The following is a 23,321-nucleotide window of genomic DNA, read 5'->3' as shown; positions in this document are numbered from 1 at the left end:
AGAATGACGAAAGCAAGAAGATTGTCTGGCAGTTCCGTACAGAGGATGCAAGAGTGAAGTTAATTTCTCTTTATCCGAAGTTATGAGTATAACAGAAGAAATGATCAGGACACTACACTAGTGCGGCAAAAAGAGACCAGAGCTACCTTCGACAAGTCCTCAAAGGTAAGCGGAACTTCACCATGGATGTGCTGCAGGACATAGGTACTGCATATGACATGAGATACATTATCGTGCCTGTACCAGAGTCTCCACAGTTGAAACGCTTGATAGCCGGTTACGGTGAAGAGCAGGAGTGTTATTGGAGAGTGCCGTTGGGAGACGGCAGCAACGCACTCTTGGATTTTCTCATCAATGCCGCTGGCAACAAGGGCAACTATGAGGAAATTTGGAAGGCAGCCTTTATGTTTAATGCTGTTCTTGCGCGAGCCGCATCAACCGAAGGCAGCAGGGAAGATATCATTGAGATGCTCTCATCAGGCACTGAGAAGCTACTGGATCTTATCTGGCGATTAACCCATTAATACTCCGAGACGGAACGAGAGAACCCTTAACATAATCAACTAATTAAAAATTGTAAGAGAGTAATGGAGAAAGCACTGACTCAACAACTTGAGACCATGTGCAGAATGCTTACAAAGACTCGTGAGGATGTCAAAGTCCTAAAAAATCAAGTAAGCACTCTTCACTTGGTCTTGACCGGAGAAAACCCACCTCCTGAAGAGAACAGAACTAATTCTTTTGATCATGACGCGGAGGAGATTCTCCGCGCCAAGAACATAGAGGTTGGAAGCCGTGATGTTATGGAGATTTTACAAATTTCCGAGACCACGCTGAAGCGTTGGCGAAGAAACGGGAAGCTGGAATTCACGTACATATCCATTAATCATGTCACTTACAAGCTTTCGAAACTGTACGAAGCTGTCAACACTGGAATAGTGAAGTGTAAGGGACTCGGCAAAATCAAAGCCTTGGAGCGTATCTTGACTTACTCAAGGGATGTGAGCCAACTGAGAGAAAACAATGATTAACTACTGCATATGCTATGGATATTAAAATTCAGATTCTGAACAGGACACGTCAAGGTCTTGACGTGTTCCATCACTACCTGGGTGTGAAGTTCATTCCAAACAGAAGTTTCAAGAACCCTTTGTACAATGATACGAAGGCATCGTGTTCCATCTATCTGAACAAGAAGTCTGGAATCTATATGATGAAGGATTTCGGTGACCCGGAGTACTCAGGCGATTGCTTTTGGTTGGTCGGCAAGATGTTGGGGCTTGACATGAAGAGCGACTTCAAGCAGATTCTGCGACGTATCAACGAGGATATGCACCTCTGCATACCCATGGATGTAACGACTGACAACAGAAATGGGAACTGGCAGACAAACTTTGCTGAGCCTAAGCCCAGATCTTTTGCCAATACTGCATCAGAGAGTTATGCTGAATCAAAAGTTGACGAACAACTCTCACCGCAGCCGAACGTCAAACTCGCCTACAAGGAGTTCTCGGAAGTGGAACTGCAATACTGGGGTCGGTATGGCATTACAGCAAGTACCCTTAAACGCTTCAAGGTAAGGAGCGCAAAATCGCTCACCGGTGTGTCAAAGGAGGGAAAGAAATACAAGATATACTCTCAGCCCAACGAGCCGATGTTCGTGTATCACACCGTTGACGAAGCCGTTAAGGTGTATATGCCGAAGAGCAAGCTGCGGTTCATGTATGCGCACCGGCCGAGTGGTGAGTATGTCTACGGACTGGAGCATCTGCCGGCGCGCGGACACATGGTGTTCATCACCGGAGGAGAGAAGGATGTCATGTCGCTCTCGGCACATGACTTCAATGCTGTCTGCTTCAACAGTGAGACAGCGGTCCCGCCAATCAACATCATTGAGAATCTTCACCGGCGGTTCAAGCATATCGTCCTGCTCTATGACATGGACGACACGGGCAAGAAAAGTGCTGCAAGAATAGAGCTGGCTTTGAGAGCTTATGGCGTGAAACGGTTGGAACTGCCGCTTGCTGGAACCAAAAGCGAGAAGGACATCTCTGACTTCTTTGCTCTCGGACATACCGCCGACGAACTCAGCAGGATAATCACAGAATTCATTCAGAAGATATACCGCAAGAGCTCGGTCATTTTCAAGTCGTGCGAACTGGACTATGCAAATCCACCCGCAAGGTCTTCTTCGGTGGTCGAGGTCAATGACGTACCGGTAGGCACCTCTGATAACCTTTTTTGTCTCACCGGGGGTGAGGGCGTGGGAAAGAGCAACTTCGTTGCTGCCATCATCTCCGGTACAATAGCTGAGAGTGCGCTGGACGCCGAGCGCACGCTGGGCCTTACCATCATCCCGAATCCGTCGGGTAGGGCCGTTATTCTCTTTGACACGGAGCAGTCTGAGCATCAGCTTTACAAGAATGTGCGTAAGGCTGTCAAGAGGGCTTATCTCGATGACAAGCCGGACTTCTTCCATGCCTATCATCTGTCGGAGCAGTCGCGCAAGGAGCGTCTTGACATCATCCGAACGGCACTCGACATGAACTTCCATCAGCACAAAGGCATCCAGTTGGTCATCATCGACGGTGTGGCAGACTTGGTGCGTTCTGCCAACGACGAGCTGGAGAGTGTTGATGTCATTGATGAGCTGTACCGTCTTGCAGGATTCTATCATTGTTGCATCGTCTGTGTGTTGCACTTTGTGCCTAACGGGGTTAAGCTCAGAGGACATATAGGCTCTGAGCTTCAGCGCAAGGCTGCCGGCATTCTGTCCATTGAGAAAGACACCAATCCTGCCTACTCTGTGGTCAAGTGCATCAAGGTGCGAGACGGAAGTCCGCTGGATATTCCGATGATGTCTTTCGGATGGGACAAGAAGGAGGATATGTTCGTCTATATGGGCGTGAAGTCTAAAGAGGATAAGGAAAGACAGAAAATCAATGACCTCAAGAGCATAGCCCAGGGTATCTTCGAGAAGGTTGACAAGCTGACATATGGAGAAATGGTGAAGGCCATCGTCGATGCGATGGAGATACAGCCCCGGACGGCAAAGGACTATATCCGAACCATGAGGGATAAAGCAATTATAGAGCAGCTATCCGACCAATCCTATCAGCTCAAGATGTTCTGAGGCGATGCCGTGGCACCGGCAGTGCAGGTTACCTGCGCTGTCGGGCCATCTTCTTCTTTCGGTCAATGAGATTGGCGATAGAGAAGCCTGTCCAGAGTATGGGAAACATCAAAGCCCAGAAGAGGACCTTAAGGACCAGGACGACCGCTCCAATGACAACGGCGATGATGAGGGCGTAAAGGAAGAAGAGTGCGAACATGATAACATCTTTTTGAGGGTGAATAATTATGTTTGTTAACTCCTTAATTCTCTATAAAGATACGAATAATTTTCGAAATACGCAAGTTCTTCTGCGATTATTTTCTATAAATAAGCAATAAAATCAATCGTTTCCAACGACAAAATCACTGTCACTATGAGTACAAATACCATTCCAAATTATCAAAAAGCGATCTTGACTTTCAATGTGTTCTTCAGAGAGGACACCACAACACAGTCGTTTCTGCCGAGTATCGTATCAAAGGATACAGAGAACTGGGCTCTCTTCCGAAGTACTTTTGCAGGACGAAAGGACTGCAACCTGACCATCGTGGACAAGTCGATCGAGACACCTTTCCACTGCTTGTTGGTAGCATTGTTCTGCAAGCAGCTCGAAGATGAGTTACAGACTGAATTTGAGAACACAACCATGATTCTGTCTCCGCTCCGCAAAGAGCATCCGGGCAGCATCAACATTGCCAACATGCCTTTTGACAAGACAGAGAACCGCAACGACTATCTGCAAGAGTGCTTCTCAAAGGTATCGGGAAGGAAGGTTAAGATAGCGACAAAACGCAATCCGATACTCTGCAGGGACATCAAAATCTCTACTGGCGATTATACTCTTTTCCTCCGCTTTGAGGGTGGGATGGCTAATGGATGGCAGGTGGACGACGCTTATGTTGCGAGTATGACACCTAAAGAGCTTCTGCCTTTTGTCTCCAGTAATGTAAAATGCAAGAATATATTCACGCATGGCTACAGTCAGAATGGAGTATTCATCAATATAGATTTCTTGACAAAATACCGCGTGTGTATTCCGTAATCTGCATTTGACACCAGCAAAAGTGTTATTGGCGGATTTCAGTCAAGAGGCAGGCACAAAAGATAGAAACTATCAGAGCAATCCAAGCTATCAGCTACAATCTATAGATAGAATCTATCTGATCTATCTAAGTGATCTGCAGATAGAATCTATCCAATCTATCTAAGCAATCTTTAGATAGAACCTATCAGAACTATCTGAGCTATCTAAGGATAAAATCTATCTAAGCAATCTTAAGATAGAATCTATCAGAGCAATCAGAGCAATCTACGGATAGAATCTATCTAAGCAATCTAAAGATAGAATTTATCTTTTGCATAGTTCGAGCCAGTAAAATACTGAGTTTGCTGATGACACGATGGCGCATGCTTTTAGTACGATTTCACTTATACTATTGGAATATTGAGCACTTCAACATGGAGAACGAAACATATCTACTTGTAAATCGGCACTTTTACCCTATTAACAGGCTTTGCCACCGCTACGGCAGTCAATTGGGAGTAGCAAGTTGTACTTTTGTACGTACACTTCGGTTATCACCTCAGCGCACTTCAAAAGTCACTTGCCAGCAGAGCTGGGGAGGAAAAACGGTCGCAACTCCCTATTCCTTATCAGATGAACCATAACCAACCATCCGACTATGAAGAAGAAATGTATCCGCTTGGAAATCCGTCTCACTCCTGATGAGTCTCAGATGTTCCAGAAGAAAGCGCAGAACTACGGTGGCAACATGAGTGCCATGGTACGTGATGCCGTCAGACGCTTCGACGACAAACGGACAAGAGGGAAGATTGAGACAATGGAGGCGCTGCTTCAGTTCTATAAAAAATATCAACAACAACTGTCATGGCTTGGCGGCAACTTCAACCAGTGTATGCACCGGGCAAACGAGCTGGCAATAGCCGGTGAACTCTCCGAGAGCTACTTCCGAAGCACTTTGTTTCCAGAGACCCGAAAGGCTGTAAAGGCTATAATGGCTGTCAAAGCTGAACTGGATGCCATTCACGACAAGCAAGAGGAGACTTAACCATTAGCAAGAAAAAATATCAACCATTCTGCCATATATTGACATGATCATCACCATTCTTCCATCGTCTGCCAACTTCCATGCCATAGCCTACAATGAGATGAAGGTTGAGAAAGGTGTGGCTACACTCTTAGAGGCTCAGAACATCCTTGGGCTCAGACTGGAGAATTACACGTCCGAAAAGCTCCGGCAGTTCTTCCTCGACTACTCTTCGAGGAACACGCACATCCAAAACGCCCAGTTCCATGTAGCAGTCAGCTGCAAGGGGAGCGAGTACACCCATGAGCAACTGCTTGACATCGCGCATCGTTATCTTAAGGAGATGGGGTATGCGGATGCCGGACAGCCGCTACTTGTCTATGCGCACCATGACACAGACAACAACCATATCCATATCATTACCTCGCGTGTGGCTCCCGACGGTCATAAGATCGACCATAACCACGAGAAGCGGCGTTCGCATCAGGTTACACAGAAGATAATGGAGGATTTCTCTGGGCAGAAGCAGGAACCGGAGGTCAACGACATCGTTAAAGAGGCACTTGCTTATCGCTACACGTCTAAGGCGCAGTTCTGTGCCATCATGGAGAGTTTGGGCTATGACTGCAAGGATGATGACGAGAAACCGCTCATACATCTGTATCGCGGTGGGGGAGAGCTGGGTACGATACCTGTGCAGCTCATCATGCAGCATGCGCTGAAAGATAACCGCCCCGACAACAGGCGGCGTCAGCAGCTGCGGGCCATCCTTCAGAAGTACCGTAATCTCAGTGCTAACAAGGAAGAGCTCGCTGCCCACATGAAGCGAAAGTTTGGTATCAGTCTTGTGTTCGTCGGCAAGGCGGACACACCGTATGGTTACATCCTTGTTGACCATAAGAGCAAGACCGTTTTCAAAGGCGGTGAGTTCCTAAGTATCAAAGAGCTGCTGCAATTCGAGGATGCCGCCACCCGGTTTGCCAAGATTGAAAAGACCATCGACGAACTGTTGGCCGACAATCCGAAACTCACCACGCTCGACATCAACCGCATCCTCTACCGGCAGTTCGGCACACGCATCCACAAGGGTACCGTGTCATGGAGTGGGGAGACCATTCAATTACGCCCGGAAGTTACAGAGCAACTTCGTCAGAACTATCTCGTCAGCAGAGGCATCCATCCGTCATCCCACACTGCCATAAACAAAAATTCCCTGCCGTCTCAGAGAGACAACAGGGAAGATGGTGGTAATATTCAGCGACCTATGCCAGATACCGGAGGAGCCACTGACTCTAACCGTGAATGGGAGCTGAACGGTAATATGGATATGTCAGTTGATGACGAGGAAGCTCAGAGAAGGAAATGGAGAAGGTAAAATGCACAAAATCAAAGAGGTGCTTGATCGGCGTGATAATATCGCTCGGTGGGTACCGCCTGTAGCGCTGTTATGGTACCGCTGTTTTATGCGGACAAATATTTCATATCACTCTTGTGGTACCGCTCATATTTAGTTGTCATAACATTGTTCCTTGACCGCGTGAAGCACCACCTCAAAACATTCTGTAGCACTATTTTGGTACCGGTTGTCATCTATACCTAAGTTCTTGATTTTTATGGTTAAATTCGCAACATGGCCGTAAGGCCTGTTTGTATTCACATCATTAACCATTAAAATTAAAGAACTATGTCTACATCTAAATTGAGACAAATTCTTCAGTTGCTTGGCGATGGGATGTCGCAGAACAAGATCTGCAGCGAAGTCCATTGTAGCAAGCGCAAAGTATCGGCGACACGTCGTCTCGTCGATGTTGATGGCAGGGGTATCGGGGAGTTGCTCCTACTTTCTGATGCCGAGCTGGACCGGCTGCTCACCAAGGATGGCGAAGGCTCCGTTTCGGAGGACGCACGCAAGCAGAAACTTGCATCTATGATGCCGGAGATCATGAGACGCCTCTCTCGCCGTCACGCCCACGTTCAGTACGTCTTTGAGGACTACTACAGAAAGGAGTGTCCTGACGGATACGGCTACACACAGTTCAAGAAGTATGTCACAGAGTACCGCAAGAACCATGACGTATCCTACCACAACACCTACGAGCCTGGAGACGAGTGGCAGATTGACTTTGCCGGCGATCCCCTGTATGTTACTGATCGTCTGACTAAGTCGAAGATCAAGGTAGTCGTGCTCGTTTGCGTCATGCCATACAGCAACCTTCCGTTCATAATGGCCTTGCCAAGCGCCAAGACAGAGTACTTCTATCATGGTCTCAACAAAGGACTGGAGTTCATGGGAGCATTGCCGAAGGTCGCCAAGAGCGACAACATGAAGCAATGGGTCACGAAGTCCGACCGCTACAGCCCTACATTCTCTGATGCCAATGTGGAATGGGGTTTCTATTATGGCATAGCTACTACAGCCTGCCGAGTTCGTTCCCCACGTGACAAAGGGCCTGTAGAGGGTGCCGTGAATCAATTGTACCGGTTCATATACGCGCGCATTGAGAGCGAGGAGTTCTTTGACATCAATTCACTCAACAGCCGTATGTGGGAGCTTCTTGACGAGTATTGTGACCGGCCGTATAAGGGAAGCACAAGATGGGAGATCTTCAACAAGTATGAGAAGCCGAAGATGCAGCCGCTTCCCGAACGCATGTTCCGTTTTCGCTGTCGCAAGACCGTCAAGCTCGGCAGCACCTACCATGTATGCGTAGGGCCTGAACGTCATTTCTACAGTGTCCCATACAAGTACGTCGGTCAGATGGTCAAGGTGATGTGGGACGCAGAGTTCGTTGAGGTCTATGTCGGCGATGACCGTGTGGCGTTCCATCAGCGCAGTCTTGTACCTTACGGTTATGCAACGTCTGACGATCATATGCCGGAGAATCACACGGCATATGAGGCTGGTCAGGGACAGAATGCCGCCACCCTCATAGAACGTGGCATGCGCATTGGAGCGTCCGTCAAGTGGGCTATCGAGAGCATCCTCAAGCGCACCACGTTTCCCCAACAGGCGTACGGGACGTGCAACGGCTTGCTCGCACTTGGCAAAAAGTATGGGTATAACCGGCTCGTACGTGCATGTGAAATCATGCAGCAGAACACAGGTACAGTCACATACCGTGCGGTGGATAATATCCTCAAGAACAACCGTGACCTTCCGGACAATCCTTCCGAGACGGTATCACGTACCCCTTTCAACGACAATGTGAGAGGAGCGGATGCGTTCCGCAGTATCATAGAATCAGACCAGAAACAGGAGGATGACAGCCATGGAGAGTGACATGTTGATTACTCAGCTCAGAGAGCTGAAGCTGTATGGCATGATGGATGCTGTAGAGAGTCTGGTAAAGCTGCCCGTACAGATGAGACCCGGACTTGAGGGCACAGTGGCGAGACTGATAGAGGCAGAGAGACGGTACCGTGATGATAGTATTGCCGCTCGCCTGAGAAAAGCCAGCAAGCTGCCCATGCATGTTGCTGTGGAGGATGTAATCTGTTCCACGGCCAGGAACCTGACAAATGAAACGCTCTCCTCTTTGGCGGACTGCAGTTTCATACGTAACGGAGAAAACCTGATCATAACAGGTCTGACTGGGACCGGCAAGACGTATCTCGGATGCGCGCTGGGTGAACAAGCCTGCTTGCTTGGGTTAAAGACCCTGTACCTGAACATGAACCGTTTCATCGAGATTCTCAAGCAGGCCAAACTCGATGGCACGCTTAACAAGCTACTCACAAAAATCGAAAAGAACAAGGCTTTGCTGATTGATGACTTCGGGCTGCAGGAGCTCACGCAAGAATGCCGTCTTGCCCTGCTTACGCTCTTGCAGGAGATGCATGAGAAGGGATCACTGATCATCATCTCACAGTTGCCCGTGGACAGATGGTATGATTATCTTGCAGAGCCTACTCTTGCTGATGCCATCATGGACCGGCTTGTCGGATCATCCCATCATGTGAATCTTACAGGACCATCCATGCGCAAGCGGAAGATTAAGCTCTGATCCCTGACCGCGTGAGCGGTTAATTCCTATCCGCTCATATCACTTCGGTGGTACCGGTACCAAGCGAGTGATATGAGCGGTACCTTGAAAGCGTCGCGCATGGTACCATTAAAGTGCTACAGCGGTACCACGCGAGTGATTTTATCATTGAATTTTTAATTGTGTCTGCATTGCAGTGTATTTTAAGATACATTGCAGTTCATACGAGTTTTGATAAATATATCCGATTTTTGCAAAATGAAAGAAAAAATAACTTCAAAACAAGAGATTGTAAAAATGCAACAGAAGAGAGCTGAACTACAAAAGGAAGCTAAAAAAACAAAGCGTGAAGTCATTGTACCTCGGATGAAAGACATCGTCTTTTGTTCACCGGAAGGATTTCTATCCCCGGATGAGGATGTGATAAAGGCCCTTTCCGATAGAAGTGGTATAGACGAAAAGCTGATCCGCAAAATTTTGAATGGAAATGTGGATTTCAAAATAAGTTCCCTGAATCGCATAGCCGAAGGCCTTGACCTTGTATACATTCTCGTTCCCGTCGTTAAATCGTCTGGTCTCAGAAGAAGAATTGCTTATTTTGGCAAGATGGTCGGTCATATCTGGCAGATACCAAGTAAAAAGACTGCCGAAGCAATGCCCTATCTTATCAGAGAGTTTTCTGCAATAAAAGATGTTTCAAGGGAAGTCTTCACCACAATCTATAAACTCATACAGGTCGCTTCTGGTGCTATCAGAGGTGGAGGAAAAGACGCGAAACTCATTGAGATATTGAAGAAATGTACCAAGGAGATAGAAAACCTTGTGCATGAAGAAGCGGAAGGTTAGCTGACAGATAGAGTCAACTGGACCACAATACAAATTTGAGAGACTAATCGACATTCCTTTTATGGTTTGTCAACTCCATTAATGATTAATTTAATTTGGACAAAACAGAATGAGACGGTATCTTGTAAAAATTGCCATGCAGTACGGGTTAATGGCCCAACAGATTCAGTCGATTGATTTCGATTTGCTTGAAAAACTATCAATGAGTATTACGCCAAGGCGCACGCTTTCTATCTGAAATCCGTCAAAGAATGCCAATTGGACTCCAAGGAGGACAAGGAGAAGCAGAAGATGACTGACCTCAGGAATCTTGCTGTCAGTATCTATGAGAAGGTGGACAAGCTGGCGTATGGAGATATGGTGAAGGCTATTGTAGACTCTATGGAGGATGCCGCTACCCGGTTTGCCAAGATTGAGAAGACCATCGAAGAGCTGTTGGCCGACAATCCGAAGCTCACCACGCTCGACATCAACCGCATCCTCTATCGGTAGTTCGGCACACGCATCCACAAGGGTACCGTGTCGTGGAGTGGGGAGACCATTCAATTACGCACGGAAGTTACAGAGCAACTTCGTCAGAACTGTCTCGTCAGCAGGGGCATCTATCCGTCATCCCACACTGCCATAAACAAAAATTCCCTGCCGCAGAGCATAGTGCATTATGCACTACATAATAGTATCTGAATAAAAATCTGCGAGATCCGCGAGATCTGCGTGAGAATATTCCCACGGAGCCTTTATTTCTCACAGATACCACAGATTTCACAGATAGATAAAATAGTGCACGATGCACTAAGTAGATAAGAATGAAAAATTTGCGAGGCCTGTGCGCCTATCTCTCACGCTGCCCCATCCTCTTTACCTTCTGCCAAATGTCTTCGTAAGTCATATATAAAAAATGTGAGTATAAAGACATTCTGTTTAGAATCCCTTCATACCCACATTCTATCGCAAAATAGCTGCTTTTACTTCAGTGTACTCTGATACCATTCGTAGAGTTTTTCAACACCGTCCTCGATTTCCACTTTGTGGTGCCAACCAAGGTTGTGTAGCTTCGTCACATCGATGAGCTTACGTGGGGTGCCGTTTGGCTTAGTCTTATCCCATACGATCTCACCCTCAAAGCCGACAGTCTTCTTCACCAGTTCTGCCAGCGACTTGATGGTGAGCTCCTTGCCCGTGCCCACGTTGATGTGGCAGTTGCGGATCTCTCCGAGACTTGGAATAGCACCGCCACGACCTTCTGAGTTGTTGCGGTTAACCTCACCGTCGGTCTTTGCACCATAGAACACGGAAGAATATTTCTCAATGCCGATGATGTCGCTGAAGTCTACGTTGAGAAGAACATGTACCGAGGCATCAGCCATGTCTTCGCTCCAGAGGAACTCGCGCAGCGGAGAGCCGTCACCCCACAGTGTCACCTTGTTGTTGTCGATACCGTAGAAATCGAGAGCCTTCAGAATGCGCTCCTTGTCATTCTTACCATCGACATTGCCTTCGCCAATGATGGCACGCAGTTTGTCTGTGGGATTAATAGGACGCTTGTCCATATCCACGCGGATGGCATCCCAGTCGCCCTCGTGGATGAGCTTGGCAAGATAAATCTTGCGCATCATTGCCGGCATCACGTGAGAGTTCTCAAGATGGAAGTTGTCGTTAGGACCATAGAGATTCGTCGGCATCACGGCAATATAATTTGTACCATACTGCAGGTTGTAACTCTCGCACATCTTCAGTCCGGCTATCTTAGCGATGGCATACTCCTCGTTGGTGTACTCCAGCGGTGAGGTGAGCAGTGCATCCTCCTTCATCGGCTGGGGTGCATTCTTCGGGTAAATGCACGTAGAACCGAGGAAGAGAAGTTTCTTCACATGGTGCTTGTATGCCTGTTCGATGACGTTGCACTGCATCTTCATGTTCTGCATGATGAAGTCAGCACGGTAGAGTGAGTTAGCCATGATGCCTCCCACAAAAGCAGCTGCTAACACAACAGCATCAGGTTGCTCCCCATCGAAGAATTTCTTTACAGCGAGTTGGTCGGTGAGGTCCAACTCCTTGTGTGTGCGGCCCACGAGATTGTTATAGCCGCGCTTCTTCAAGTTATTCCAAATAGCCGATCCTACCAATCCATGGTGCCCGGCAACATAAATCTTACTATTCTTATCTAACATAACAATAAATTAGTAATTAGCAATGAGCAGTGAGCAATTAGATAAATGAGCAATTAGTAGTTAGTAGTTAGCAATTAGTAATGAGCAGTGAAGAATGAGCAATGAGCAGTGAGCAACTATGCTGATTACTTTCCATCTTTAAGTGTTTTCGTTATAGCAATGAGTATTCGCAGTATTTCTTGGCAATCTTCATACAATGACTTATATTCATTATCTGTAATGAATTCGGATTTATGCAACAAGCGAATCCAATACCGGCTTTCATTGCATTCCTTCAGCGAAATATAAAGTTTAGCCTTAAAGTCGTCCTTACTGATAGCGAATTCAGCCTCTGCAATGTTAGCTCCAATACTTGTACCAGAACGTAGTAGTTGCTTACTCATTACAAACTCTCTATCATTCTCTCTTGTGGTCAAATACTTGTAGAGCTTGACAATTCGTAAAGCAAAATCTTCAGACTTTACACTAACAGTATTTTCAGCTTTCATTTTATTGCCAATTACTAACTACTAATTCCTCATTACTCATTGCTCATTACTAATTTCTCACTACTCACTTCAAGTAAATTAACATTCTCGCAAGAGAAAGCTTAATTTACTTGACGATTCCCTTCTCTAGATACTCTTCCAGATTCACTCTTACTTTAGCAGCAGCATCATCAGCTGCGACCTTCTTCATATCGCTATCGACCATGATCTTGACGAGTTCCTCGAAAGAGGTCTTGTTAGGATTCCAACCGAGGTTAGCCTTGGCCTTTGTAGGATCCCCCCAAAGGTTGACGACATCCGTAGGACGGTAAAAGTCGGGTGATACTTCCACGAGCACTTTGCCCGTAGTCTTGTCGATGCCCTTCTCGTCAGCTCCTTCGCCCTGCCATTCGAGCTCAATGCCCACATAGTGGAAGGCAAGCGTAGCAAACTCACGCACTGTGTGCTGCACGCCCGTAGCGATCACGAAGTCATCCGGCTTCTTGTTCTGCAGAATCAGCCACATACACTCCACGTAGTCCTTGGCATAGCCCCAGTCTCGGCGGCTCGACAGGTTACCGAGATACAGCTTGTCCTGCTTACCCTGCTTGATACGTGCAGCAGCCAGCGTTATCTTGCGAGTCACGAAGGTCTCGCCGCGACGCTCACTCTCATGGTTAAAGAGAATACCGTTGCAAGCGAACATGTTGTATGCATCGCGATACTCCTTCACGATCCAGAAGCCATACTGCTTGGCTACAGCATAAGGAGAGTAAGGGTGGAACGGTGTGTTCTCATTCTGCGGTACTTCCTCCACCTTACCATAGAGCTCAGAGGTAGAAGCCTGGTAGATACGACAAGATTCCGTCAAACCACACACTCGCACAGCCTCCAAGATGCGCAGCACGCCCACAGCATCCACGTCAGCCGTATACTCTGGAGAGTCAAAGCTCACCTGTACATGGCTCTGTGCAGCCAGGTTGTATATCTCAGTAGGCTTCACTGTGCCCACGAGAGCCACTAGCGCCATCGAATCGCTCATGTCAGCGTAATGCAAGTGGAAGCCTGGCTGTCCTTCCAGATGTGCTATCCTTGGACGAAAGTCCACCGATGACCGCCGGATAATTCCGTGCACGTCATACCCCTTACTCAGCAGCAGCTCTGCCAAATAGCTGCCGTCTTGTCCTGTAATGCCCGTGATGAGGGCAACTTTTCTTTTTTCCATTATATTAATACTACAATTTCCCAAAAAATATCGTATTATTGATTACCATAAAGAATTACTTTAAGCTAAGTTCTTTATAAGTGATTGCCTAAGAAGTTTCGGTAGCCATAACAGGTTTTCTGCCGGTGACAGCCAAAAGAAACGTATGATATGCTGTAAAGAACGCGCCCCCGTTTCCATAGAATGCTTCCATCCTCCTTGCTGTTCCTTGCGGCCATATTTACCGAAGTTGCCATAAAGCAAGACGTTTGACATGATTTTGTTAACGTATCTCTGGTCGCTATCTGTGAGAGCATAAGGGAAGAACTTTTCATCCATACCAAGAACATCCGTCAGTATTGCGCCGAATGCTTTAAAAGCACGGAGCAAACCGAGCCGTTCTAGTTTGGCAGTAAGCTCAGAGACAACTATCTCTTCATGCTTGGCCTCAAAGAACATCATCCAGTCGATGAACTGACGCAGTGCAATGCCTTCTTTCAGAAAATGATGGTAGATGTGTACGAACAGATAGATGGAATTAAGAGTAGGGGGTAGAGTTGGAACCTCAACACCATTGATCACGACATGGTCGAGAATGTCATCAAAATAGCTTTCTATCAGTTCATCCCAGTACCGTTGCTTACTCCCACTTGCAAAGACTGCTGTGTGATAGTGCATCTCGAATGGGACACCATCCTTGGTAAATTCCAAATGTTGACCGGAATGGTCGTCTGTAATCGTAACTTCCTTTTCCAATAAAGATTTGGCTCTGCCCCAATCCCTCTTGAACACATAGAAGTCCACGTCACCGCTCGTCCGCATTTTGGGTAATGGATAGTATAATGCAATGGCCTGTCCCTTAAATACAAAAAAGCCGATGTCATTACTTTGCATGAACTTCGCGAGGTTCGCAACGGCATCATTAGTCTTTGCATTCCGTCGGACTATCTGGGTGTATGCACCCATCCATTCCATTACTTCATCCTCAGATGGCTTGTTGGCAACGTCACCAAGTCTTTGGATTCCCTGCCAATAAATGCCTACAATCGTCTGTTCCTTTGCGAACGACAACAAGCTCCGCCAATTAATTCGTTCAACACACGACGGAGCCTGCACTTTTCTGTTAAGGCACCACCGCAAGAAAGCTATATAATCATTGTCGTACATACAGTTTATTTTAGGTAAACAGGGTAGCCCAATCCTTAGGAAACAGTTCTTTTAGAATGTCGAACGTCCGTCACGCGATTATGAAACGTTCGTCACTCGATTACGTGACGTTCGTTATACTAATGTATGTCGTTCGTCAGACTTTGGCAATCGGATTATATTCTGCCAATGAAAACAATTAGCCACAGACAACAAGGGTAATTTGCCCATACCATCTGTGACTAACCATCTTCTGCCTATTACTTCTTGCAGAATTCATTCGTCAAGTCAATGATTTTCTGCACTTCTTCATCTGTCAGTTCATAGAACAGTGGCAGACGGACAAGGCAGTCGCCATAGTGGTCACAGTTGGGAAGTTCGCGGCCATCGTGCTTGTCCTTGTAGTATTCACTGCTGTGAAGAGGAAGATAGTGGAATGTTGGGGTAACGCCATTCTCCTTCATAAACTTCATATACCTTGTGCGGTAGTCGAGATTCGGGAATACCATATAGAACATGTGCGCATTGTTGGTAGCATAATCCGGAATATATGGCATACGGATTGAGGGGTCAATCTGTCCGTTTAGTCCATCCCAATACATCTGCCAGATGTGCTTGCGCTTGTTCTGAATGTCATCCATCTGCTCAAGCTGTGCCCACAGATAAGCAGCATTAAACTCTGAGGGAAGGAATGAACTGCCCATGTCAACCCAGCCGTACTTGTTCACCATTCCACGGTAGAACTCAGCTCGGTTGGTACCTTTCTCCCATATTATCTCTGCACGGCTGATGTAGCGGTCGTCATTGACAACGCAAAGACCACCTTCTCCGCTGCTGATATTCTTAGTCTCGTGGAAAGAGAACGCACCGAAATGACCGATGGAACCAAGCGGGCGTCCCTTATAATAAGAGTCAATAGCCTGCGCAGCATCCTCAACCACAAAAATGCCATGCTCGTTGGCAAATTCCATAATGGGATCCATGTCAACAGCCACACCAGCATAGTGAACAACACAGATAACCTTTGTGCGTGGTGTTACAAGAGGCTCGATGTTTTCCAAACTTACATTCGGCGACTCCTTACTGCTGTCGCAGAAGACGACCTTCGCTCCTTCACGCAGAAAAGCCAGTGCAGATGAGACAAATGTGTAGGAGGGGACAATCACTTCATCTCCCGGTTTCAGCTTGCAGAGCATAGCACACATTTCCAAAGCGTCAGTGCCAGATGTGGCCAACAGACATTTCTTGAAGCCATACTTTTTCTCCAAGAACTCATGACACTTTTTAGTAAACTGTCCGTTGCCTGACATTGTAGTGGAGTGACAAACATCCTCCAGATACTTCAACTCCTTGCCGGAGAAGTAGGGCTTGTTAAATGGAATCATAATTGTTGAATGATTATTTGTTATTTTGTTCTTTTAACGCATTGAAATAGAACTCCTGCATACGAAGTGATTCACTATGGGAATCGAAACCTGCCTTTACAATATCTTCTGAGTGGGTACAGCGAACCGGGATGTTTTGCTGCACTACAGGTATAATCTCCTCGGCCCATTTGGATGCTGGCTCCTCAAGACTTATATAGTGTGCCAAGTCACATGCCTTTGCCTCCGGTGTAATCTCTGTGGAGAAGAATATGGGTAGGCCACAGCTCTGCGACTCAAGACCAACGACAGGCAGTCCTTCGTAGAGACTTGGCAGTAGAAAAGCATCAAAGGCATTATAAAACTGGTTGATGTCTTCCCTACGGCCCAAGTTGACTACCTTGTCATCAATACCATATTCCTTAACCCGTTTCATCATGTCTTCTTCAAGGTTTCCAAAACCGATGAGTACAAGCTTGGCATTATTCTGCCGCTTTTGAATCTCATTGAAGATGTCAATGATGAAAGCAGGATTCTTCTGCGGCATATACCTGCCTATAAAACCATAAACTGTATTGTCCTCCCATCCGAACTTCTTACGGGTAACCTCTCTAAGTTGTGGGTCGTATGGATGGTCGCTTGCGTTAATGACTGTCTTGAATATGGCTATCTTGCCCTCATCATATGCCTTCTTGCCGAACTGGAAAATACCGCAGTCAACGCCACATGCCATGAAGTAATTGGCATCAACGGATGAGAAGGGACGCAGAGCATACTTAATGAATGTCTTCCACTCATGTTTGTTGGCCATCGAAAGACTCTCTGAAATTCTAACCTTTATTCCTTCCCTCTTTGCCAAAACCATAGGGAAGAGATTCATCATACTATTCCACGCATGTACGACATCATAATGCTCGGCCCTGAAGATAGCCTTCATGTCACGCATGTTGCCAATGATATTCTGATAAGGAGTGATTTTGTAAACTTTGCCTCCATATTTCTTCACTTCCTCTTCCGGAATGGAGTTGGAGTCTGAATCACAGATAAAGTCAATTCTAACTTTTTGAGTATCTACGTGTCTCAAATACTCAAGGACCAGGTTCTTCTTACCACCGGAATGAACCTTGCCCAATATGTATGCCACTTTTATCATAAACTAATAATTGTAATATCCGAGTTTGAGCATCATCTGCTTGGCTCTTGCAATCGGGTCCAAAAGCAGATAGCAGTGGAGGCGCAGAAGTACGACAACAATTTTTCTATAGATGTCCATGTTTTCCGTGCTCACTAACTTTATGGAATCCTTAAAGAGCTGGCTGTCATTGATGACTTTTGAATAATGCCTAACTTTATTCAGTAGAGAATTTGAATTTCTTGGACTGAAGTAGGTGTTCATCGCTATAGCTATAAGCATATAGACCGTTCTTTCATAGAAAGCAGACTGAAAAGCATCCTTGTTCTCAAAGCTTTGGATATCCTCCCAAATTACTTTGTAGCAATCCGCCAAGAATTTTGTGTTGCCTTCATCAACTTTATGTGATATTGAGGTCGGGATGTATCTGTAGTGATAGAAGCACCGGTTAATATACAATGCTGCTTTGGCGTGATAGAACGCGCGTAACGAAAACTCTACGCCTTCCGAGCCTTGTTTCAATCGCTCGTCGTGGAAGATGCCGTATTTTCTCGCATATTCCATGTTTACCAACTTGCATGTTCCGTCCGAAAGACCGTATTTATAGATGAGCGTTCGGCGTGCAAGTTCCTTACACCCTTCTTCATCATACGATAGCCATTCAGACTGACATCTGTCGTTGCTGTTCCACTTGTCAATGGTCTTGTCCCCCAACTCCTCAATATAATGCCAGAAGACGACATCTACATTTGGATTGGCTTTTATGGCCTCTACAAGTTTCTCGCACATATCGGTGTCCACCCAGTCGTCACCATCCAGGTAAGTAATCCATTCACCAGTTGCATGGTTATATCCGGAATTTCTTGCCTGCACCAGTCCCTTGTTGTCATGGATGGATCTAATACGAGAATCTTCTTTGGCGTACTTGTCACAGATTTCCATCGTTTTGTCTTGTCCGCCAACCATCAGCAGCAGCTCCCAGTTGTCATAGGTCTGAGCCTGCACACTTTGAATACACTTATCTATATATTGGTCAACATTGTAAGCAGGTACCACAATGCTGACACGAGGCTTGTTGTTCATGATTTATTGTGAATTTGTATATGTACAAAATTTTCTATACCATATGACAGCAGATATTTGATGCTGTAAATGGGCGGCACCCGGCAAACACTGTGGATGCGCCTATATTTGTTATTTCGGCCCAAGGGGGATTGTCCGTGGCGGGCGGATGCCGCTGCCTAACCAAAGACAGTAACACATCTATAGAAAAAGAAGGGTATATCCCTTATTCCCTTCAGGCATGACCTAAAGGCTTTCATCTTGGAGTTGAGCGATTCTGCAGAAGCATTAGTGTCTCTGTTGATAAAGTAATTGAGTATCTCGTCCTCGTAGTGCTGGATAGACTGTTTTACGGATTTAATCTCTCTAAGGGTAGACTTGGTGACCTTCTTGTACCATCCTTCAAGCGCTTTCTTCGCAGTCTCCTTGGTGCTAGACTTCGTACGAAAGATTGCTCGGAGATCGTTTATCAGCCAATACGCCTCCTTCAGTTTCGGGAAAAGCCGGAACAAGATCCTTGCCCTCTTCTTCTGGTTTATGCTCCAGTCGCCATAGCTTCTGCCCAGTTGCTTCTTGCACCGGGTCAGAGCTTCTACCAAGGTCTCTCCATTGCTCAGCCTCTTGGGCTCAAACCTTGTATTCAGCCGCATTGGCTTGCGGCCTCGGCGCTTACCCTTGCATCGCTTCTTACCTTGCTTTTTCCTGCTGTTACGATAGTACTTGCGTTGCTTGGCGAGTTGTTCCAGGTGTTTCTTGAACTCTGCCTTCTGGCGGTTTACATCCTTGACAGCTTCCCGCTTGTATTTCATGCGCAGTTCCTCGATCCCTTCACCACCTCGTTTCATGACATGGAAGCAGTCGCGTACCACCATGGCATTAGGGAAGGCCATTCTCACGATAGAGCGCATGCTGTCGCTCAGGTCCATGGAGACCAGCCCTACCGCTTCCCGATCCTTTTGCGGCATCTTTCTCAGGACTTTGGCAACTGTCTCGGGGTCGGTGCCCTTGACAATAGCAACGATGGCGCCTTTCTTGCCATGCGCATCCTTGTTGTGGAGGATTGTGTACACCTCATGCCCGAACTCAGACTCGTCAATACCGAGCCTCGGGCCGAGGTTCTTGGCGATAAGTATTCCATCATCGACATTCTCTTTCTTAACCCAAGTGGGAAAATCGCTCAAAGTATCCTTGTAGGCACGCGCAAAAGTGTTGCCCTGGATCATGTAAGTCCAGCTCAGGCTCTTGGCTGTCACTGGCTCATTGTCCATCCGCTCTCTTTAAAAAAAGCGCCAGTTCCTTGGAGTATGACGTACCTTCGCAGACTATCTTCGCTGCCTCTTCCAGAGGAAATGAGACACTCTTACCATCAGCTGTAAGCCAGCGCCGACGACGCACATGAAGTATCGTCTTGCGGTTGCGAACAGGGAAGTCGTATATCATCCTCTCTTCACCGAAGCCGTTTGACTTGACGCCATCAAAGCCCTCTGGACGATTGTCCTTCTCATCAAGATATATGTGAAGCTCGGTCTTGTAAAGCTTCCCGTGATCTTTGGCTGGCTGCTCGTTGAAGTCCACCACGTCAAAGTAGTTAGTCACGCCCTCGGGGAGGATATATATCGCTAAACCTTTGTAGAAGTCTATCTTTTCTTGTTCCATGACCGCAAAGGTAAGCAAAAAAAATAGTTTTAGCACGCTATCATATCAAGTTCTTTGGTTAGGCAGCGGCATCCGCCTGCCACGGACAATCCCCCTTGGGCCGTTATTTCCAAATTTGAAAATAATAAATGATGGATATTTTTTTTTGTTGAAAATTAAAGAAATACATTTGAAACGATACACAAAGGATAATTCATTGTCGGCCTAACAAATAATTGCAGAGATGGTCTATAATCTTTCTGTCTACTTTTGAAGAGAACTTGCGTGCAAACATTCGGTTGGATTTTATGAGCGTTTCTAAGTCTTCATCCTTCCATATCCAAGGATCACCTCTATTCCAGTCAATTAGTCGCATGCAACCCTCGAATTCATCTTTTGTAGAGTATATTCTATCTTTAAATGGAGAATTCCATAGTAATGTTTGAACAAACATTTCATCAATACATAATCCGTATCGGAAGGTCTTTTTAATTAAATCTTCATTCTGAAGTATAAATTGTACAAGTTCATTTGTTATACTAAACCAATTTGCGCCTTTCTTAATTTCAATGTCATGTTTTATCCGATAGTGAATGAGCTTTTGTAAATTAATGAAGCCATCGTGAACTACATGTGAAAAAATCTTCTTTACAACAGAATTACTCCTGTAATTCCGAAGCCCAATATGTATAAACTCGGTTTTGAATGAAATATCCTTTACGCTTCGGGGGGGGGCATAACCAACAAACTCCTTTGAGTTATACATATCAAAGAACTTGTGAATTTCATTTTGCGTCTTTAAGGGAAGGTCAACTCCAGAAAGCAAATGATAACGCGCATATTTTCTATGTGATGCAGCTGTGTAAAGTAAAGTTAATTCTGTTTTTATTTGAGAGTATGAACCCCACTGTACATCTATCCTATTCGAAATAAAGTATATATTGCTATACTTTACTTTTACATCATTGAAAAGATTAATGTCAGATTTCTTATCTATATGAACATATATATCATTCCGTTTGTCATCTAACAAACTGATTAATTTATGAAAGCAATAAGGATCGTTATGCGCCATTATGAGATAAGCATGTTTGTCTGTTATCTTCATGTTTACTGGATTTTATGTTTAATAAAGGTTGAGAAATTTGAATATATAGACATCAAATGGAAATTGCCACTTAACCATAATTGAATACGCATTGGCAGAGGCATCTCCTTCCAATATTTCTTGTCAATCTTTAGAAGTCTTGCTCTCGCTTCCACATAATAATCCTTATTAGAATACCTAGCTGCAAAGACTAAATACATTACTACAGTTCTCAATTCTGCATAAGCTATTTGATTATTAAACTTACCTTCATACTGTAGGAAAAATTCCTTTATTATATCGAAAGATCTCCATTCCTGTAAGAGACGTTTTTTGTTAAACTTTTTGGAGTAAGATTCTTCAGACATAAAACGATAAACATATAAAGGCTCGTCAACTGATGATAAAGCCTTAGAATGGAAAACTAATATTGGTATAACTTGAAAATCCTCACCCATATTAATACCCTCTTCACAGTGAATACTATTATAAGTGTATATGTTGCGTCTTATAAATCTTCCCCATACATGTGCAGGTTGCTTACGCATAAACATATCTAATGCTAATTGGTGAGGAGAACCATTATATGTACAATTCTGTCGTTTTGCATTGATACCTTCTACTATGGAATAGCCTGATGAAACAATATCGGCATTCGTTTCTCTTTGCTTATCTACAAGCTTTTCTACCAAACTGGTTTCTACATAATCATCAGAATCTACATGAATAAGGAATTCTCCATGCGCATTGTCCACGGCTGTGTTTCTGGCAGCAGCTAATCCTCGGTTATGTTCATGGTCGATAATGTGAAGTTGGTTAATTCTCTCAGGATAATGTCTTACTAACTCCTTTATAATGTTTATACTATTATCAGGAGTACAGTCATTAACCACAACATATTCTATATTTTTATATGTCTGCGAGAATAAGGTCTCGAAACATTTTCCGACATACTTCTCGACGCCATACACAGGAACACATATAGAAACCAAAGGGGCTTTATCTCTATTTCCCATCATATTTTCCAAATAAGAATCTTGCTAATAATTTATTCTCTGACAGAACCCTGCCTACAATTACACATATATGTGCTATCGGAAAACTCACAAATACCAAAGTCAGGAATAATGGCATTGAGGGGATGATTGATACATCTATTACTTGAAGGGTAAAACCTACTATCAGAAAGTGCAGTAAATACACCATGATAGAATTCTTGCCAAGTGATATTAAACTCCGATAAACATTGCATGCGTTATCGCCCCACATTCTCACAATGAAGTTAGAGATATTAATCAGTATTATTGTTGCTGGAATACTGGTTATCAATCTATACCAATTGGGTGAAACACTGAATTCATAATAGGGTATGGATAGTATAAATATCAAACAGGCGATAACAAACGTATATGCATTGAAACAGAGCGTCTCATTACGTTTAAGCAAATAGCCTACATAGAACATTATCGCGTATTCTAATGGCATATATAACGTAATACCCCCCCCTATATTGAGGGGCAATTACGTTGGTAATGACTTTCCAACATAATGGTAAGATTAAGAATATCAAAGGCTTGATTAATTCAGAATTCTTTATTATGAGGTTAAGTTTCAAAGTCGTCCATTGAGCAATTATATATGCGATATGAATGCCACACAAAGATATTAGAAACCATGCCCCATTGTCCGGAGATAACAAAAGGTTTATGACTGAATCTTTATAGCCAGTAAAGTTGGTTGGATGATGTAGTAAAGGTATAAGCAACAGACCCCATACAAAGAATGGAATTGCTAATTGTTGTATTCTTCTCAGTATAGTTCCCTTGAAACCTCTCTTCGGTACACAACCATTAGATATTCCAACAACAAATCCGCTGAGAGCCATAAATACTGGCATGTGGAAGCCATATATAAAATTGAACACGGCATTTCGGCTTTCTCGGCCCAAGGGGGATTGTCCGTGGCGGGCGGATGCCGCTGCCTAACCAAAGACAGTAACACATCTATAGAAAAAGAAGGGTATATCCCTTATTCCCTTCAGGCATGACCTAAAGGCTTTCA

Annotated in this window: 23 protein-coding genes; 10 read left to right on the top strand and 13 right to left on the bottom strand. The window is 45.1% G+C overall.

What is annotated here, in order from left to right; genetic code table 11:
• Positions 1-182: 182 nt before the first annotated feature.
• The 3 genes from NG346_RS12950 to NG346_RS12940 all read left to right on the top strand — a co-directional run bounded on the left by NG346_RS12950 (position 183) and on the right by NG346_RS12940 (position 3,133).
• A complete protein-coding gene (locus NG346_RS12950; RefSeq protein WP_262288846.1) occupies positions 183-524 on the top strand; it encodes a hypothetical protein in 342 nt (113 codons plus the stop codon).
• A 63-nt stretch (positions 525-587) separates the two neighbouring features.
• Complete coding sequence (locus NG346_RS12945) at positions 588-1,031, top strand: MerR family transcriptional regulator (RefSeq protein ID WP_051220371.1); 444 nt, start codon at positions 588-590, stop codon at positions 1,029-1,031.
• 14 nt (positions 1,032-1,045) lie between these two features.
• Positions 1,046-3,133 (top strand): AAA family ATPase, encoded by a 2,088-nt coding sequence (locus NG346_RS12940; RefSeq protein ID WP_262280998.1) that lies wholly within the window; start codon positions 1,046-1,048, stop codon positions 3,131-3,133.
• Positions 3,134-3,161: 28 nt separating this feature from the next.
• Here NG346_RS12940 and NG346_RS12935 read toward each other — a convergent pair whose 3' ends face one another.
• Complete coding sequence (locus tag NG346_RS12935) at positions 3,162-3,332, bottom strand: hypothetical protein (protein ID WP_262280999.1); 171 nt, start codon at positions 3,330-3,332, stop codon at positions 3,162-3,164.
• 156 nt (positions 3,333-3,488) lie between these two features.
• Between NG346_RS12935 and NG346_RS12930 the strand changes: the two genes are divergently transcribed.
• The 7 genes from NG346_RS12930 (at position 3,489) to NG346_RS12900 (ending at position 10,484) form a co-directional block, all read left to right on the top strand.
• Complete coding sequence (locus NG346_RS12930) at positions 3,489-4,157, top strand: hypothetical protein (RefSeq protein ID WP_262281000.1); 669 nt, start codon at positions 3,489-3,491, stop codon at positions 4,155-4,157.
• 640 nt (positions 4,158-4,797) lie between these two features.
• Entirely contained in the window at positions 4,798-5,184 is a 387-nt protein-coding gene (locus tag NG346_RS12925) for a plasmid mobilization protein (protein ID WP_262288845.1), read from the top strand.
• A gap of 43 nt (positions 5,185-5,227) precedes the next feature.
• Entirely contained in the window at positions 5,228-6,538 is a 1,311-nt protein-coding gene (locus NG346_RS12920) for a relaxase/mobilization nuclease domain-containing protein (RefSeq protein WP_262288844.1), read from the top strand.
• 309 nt (positions 6,539-6,847) lie between these two features.
• Positions 6,848-8,443: a Mu transposase domain-containing protein gene (locus NG346_RS12915; RefSeq protein WP_262288843.1), complete on the top strand. Its 1,596-nt coding sequence runs from the start codon at positions 6,848-6,850 to the stop codon at positions 8,441-8,443.
• Positions 8,433-9,167: an IS21-like element helper ATPase IstB gene (gene istB / locus NG346_RS12910; protein ID WP_262288842.1), complete on the top strand. Its 735-nt coding sequence runs from the start codon at positions 8,433-8,435 to the stop codon at positions 9,165-9,167. The genes NG346_RS12915 and istB overlap by 11 nt, the downstream gene beginning before the upstream one ends.
• A 237-nt stretch (positions 9,168-9,404) precedes the next feature.
• A complete protein-coding gene (locus NG346_RS12905; RefSeq protein WP_262288841.1) occupies positions 9,405-9,992 on the top strand; it encodes a helix-turn-helix domain-containing protein in 588 nt (195 codons plus the stop codon).
• Between the two features lie 258 nt (positions 9,993-10,250).
• Positions 10,251-10,484: a hypothetical protein gene (locus NG346_RS12900; RefSeq protein WP_262288840.1), complete on the top strand. Its 234-nt coding sequence runs from the start codon at positions 10,251-10,253 to the stop codon at positions 10,482-10,484.
• Positions 10,485-10,957: 473 nt separating this feature from the next.
• On the opposite strand, the gene NG346_RS12895 is transcribed toward NG346_RS12900, so the two are convergent.
• From NG346_RS12895 to NG346_RS14650, 12 genes are all read right to left on the bottom strand, one after another.
• Positions 10,958-12,163: a GDP-L-fucose synthase family protein gene (locus tag NG346_RS12895; protein WP_262288839.1), complete on the bottom strand. Its 1,206-nt coding sequence runs from the start codon at positions 12,161-12,163 to the stop codon at positions 10,958-10,960.
• Between the two features lie 125 nt (positions 12,164-12,288).
• Positions 12,289-12,651 carry a four helix bundle protein gene (locus NG346_RS12890; RefSeq protein WP_262288838.1) on the bottom strand — a complete coding sequence of 121 codons (363 nt, stop codon included), beginning with the start codon at positions 12,649-12,651 and terminating at the stop codon, positions 12,289-12,291.
• Positions 12,652-12,757: 106 nt separating this feature from the next.
• Positions 12,758-13,855 carry a GDP-mannose 4,6-dehydratase gene (gene gmd, locus NG346_RS12885; protein WP_262288837.1) on the bottom strand — a complete coding sequence of 366 codons (1,098 nt, stop codon included), beginning with the start codon at positions 13,853-13,855 and terminating at the stop codon, positions 12,758-12,760.
• 60 nt (positions 13,856-13,915) lie between these two features.
• Complete coding sequence (locus NG346_RS12880) at positions 13,916-15,001, bottom strand: nucleotidyltransferase domain-containing protein (protein ID WP_262288836.1); 1,086 nt, start codon at positions 14,999-15,001, stop codon at positions 13,916-13,918.
• A gap of 239 nt (positions 15,002-15,240) precedes the next feature.
• Entirely contained in the window at positions 15,241-16,365 is a 1,125-nt protein-coding gene (gene rffA / locus NG346_RS12875) for a dTDP-4-amino-4,6-dideoxygalactose transaminase (protein WP_262288835.1), read from the bottom strand.
• Between the two features lie 13 nt (positions 16,366-16,378).
• Positions 16,379-17,497, bottom strand: coding sequence for a glycosyltransferase (locus NG346_RS12870; RefSeq protein ID WP_262288834.1), 1,119 nt, complete (start codon positions 17,495-17,497; stop codon positions 16,379-16,381).
• A gap of 3 nt (positions 17,498-17,500) precedes the next feature.
• A complete protein-coding gene (locus NG346_RS12865) occupies positions 17,501-18,559 on the bottom strand; it encodes a glycosyltransferase family 2 protein (RefSeq protein WP_262288833.1) in 1,059 nt (352 codons plus the stop codon).
• 158 nt (positions 18,560-18,717) lie between these two features.
• Positions 18,718-19,806: a transposase gene (locus NG346_RS12860; RefSeq protein WP_262288832.1), complete on the bottom strand. Its 1,089-nt coding sequence runs from the start codon at positions 19,804-19,806 to the stop codon at positions 18,718-18,720.
• Positions 19,796-20,212, bottom strand: a complete 417-nt coding sequence (locus NG346_RS12855; protein WP_224160375.1) for an ISAon1 family transposase N-terminal region protein — start codon at positions 20,210-20,212, stop codon at positions 19,796-19,798. Before NG346_RS12855 ends, NG346_RS12860 begins: the two co-directional genes overlap by 11 nt.
• Before the next feature lie 175 nt (positions 20,213-20,387).
• A complete protein-coding gene (locus NG346_RS12850) occupies positions 20,388-21,281 on the bottom strand; it encodes a beta-1,6-N-acetylglucosaminyltransferase (protein ID WP_262288831.1) in 894 nt (297 codons plus the stop codon).
• A gap of 2 nt (positions 21,282-21,283) precedes the next feature.
• Entirely contained in the window at positions 21,284-22,279 is a 996-nt protein-coding gene (locus NG346_RS12845; RefSeq protein WP_262288830.1) for a glycosyltransferase family 2 protein, read from the bottom strand.
• Positions 22,280-22,698: 419 nt separating this feature from the next.
• Positions 22,699-23,208: an acyltransferase family protein gene (locus NG346_RS14650; RefSeq protein WP_396266830.1), complete on the bottom strand. Its 510-nt coding sequence runs from the start codon at positions 23,206-23,208 to the stop codon at positions 22,699-22,701.
• Positions 23,209-23,321: the final 113 nt, after the last annotated feature.

Origin of the sequence: Hallella absiana (genome assembly GCF_025457485.1) — a bacterium.
GTDB lineage: Bacteria > Bacteroidota > Bacteroidia > Bacteroidales > Bacteroidaceae > Prevotella > Prevotella absiana.
The sequence above is the reverse complement of the archived record's forward strand: the minus strand, read 5'-3'. Positions and strand labels throughout refer to the sequence as shown.